Below are 1,091 nucleotides of genomic sequence, written 5' to 3'. Positions count from 1 at the left end.
GCCGCCGTTGAGCGGGATGAGGTACTTGAACTCGCCCAGCACGCTGAGGGCGCCACCCTGGCCAGCCTGGCCGGCCCGGACTGACGCGCGCGCGGTCTTAGAGGTGTTGCTCGCCACGGAGGTACTCCTTGCAAGACGTACGGGAGGACGGAACGTCCGGGGGCTGTGCGGACGACACCCTGGTGGGTGGGCCCGCGGAAGATGTGCGCGGCACAGGCCGCCGATGGAACTGTACACGACCGCGGTCCCTGGCTGGTCACCGCGTCGTGAGGGGTCAACCGGGGTGCCCGTCCGACTATTCCGACCCGCGAATTTTCCGATTCCCTGGCGCATCATCCGTCACACCAGTCATCATGTGTTCCAGCAACCACTCGGGTGGTCGAGGTCGTAGGGGAAGACGCACCTCGCTCTCCGGGAGGTCACCGTGCCAACGCGTGGCGTCGTATACGTCCACTCGACCCCGCTCGCCGTGTGCTCACACGTCGAGTGGGCGATCGCGCGCGTCCTCGCCGCGCCGGTCAACCTGCAGTGGACGGCTCAGCCCGTCGACCCCGGCGCACGCCGGGCCGAGTGCGGGTGGACCGGTCGTCCGGGGACGGGCGCCGAGCTGGCTGCTGCCCTCCGGCAGTGGCCCATGATCCGTTTCGAGGTCACCGAGGAACCGAGCCCCGGCGCCGACGGCGAGCGCTTCATGTACGTGCCCGGACGCGGCCTGTTCCGGGCGAGCGTCGGCGCGGCCGGCGACATCCAGCTCGGCGAGGACCGCCTGCGCAGCATCATGGCGGGCGCGCGGGCCCCCGAGGCCCTCGCGCACGCCCTCGACAAGGCGCTCGGCACGGCGTGGGACGCCGAGCTGGAGCCCTACCGGTACGCCGGCGACGGCGCGCCGGTGACCCTGCTCACCCGCGTCGGCTGACGCCGGGGCCCGGACCGGGGCCGACTCATCCTGGCGGGTGAAGGTCAAGTTGCCCCGATAAGGGGTGAACTGGTGGGATGGGCCGCGTGTCGACTACCCCGCGACGTGCCGGCGTCGCGTTCGCCGCTCTGACCGCACTGCTCGTCTCCGGGTGCTCCGGGCCGGCGGACCGCCG

Annotated in this window: 1 protein-coding gene; it reads left to right on the top strand. The window is 71.9% G+C overall.

The features are described 5' to 3' along the window. Window positions 1-424: 424 nt before the first annotated feature. The gene (locus F6X68_RS32750) at window positions 425-916 is read left to right on the top strand and encodes a DUF3145 domain-containing protein (protein WP_121400330.1); all 492 of its coding nucleotides are present in this window, start codon (window positions 425-427) and stop codon (window positions 914-916) included. Window positions 917-1,091: the final 175 nt, after the last annotated feature.

This window comes from Micromonospora sp. AMSO12t, assembly GCF_008806585.1.
In the GTDB taxonomy this organism is placed as follows: Bacteria; Actinomycetota; Actinomycetes; order Mycobacteriales; family Micromonosporaceae; genus Micromonospora; species Micromonospora reichwaldensis.
The sequence above is the reverse complement of the archived record's forward strand: the minus strand, read 5'-3'. Positions and strand labels throughout refer to the sequence as shown.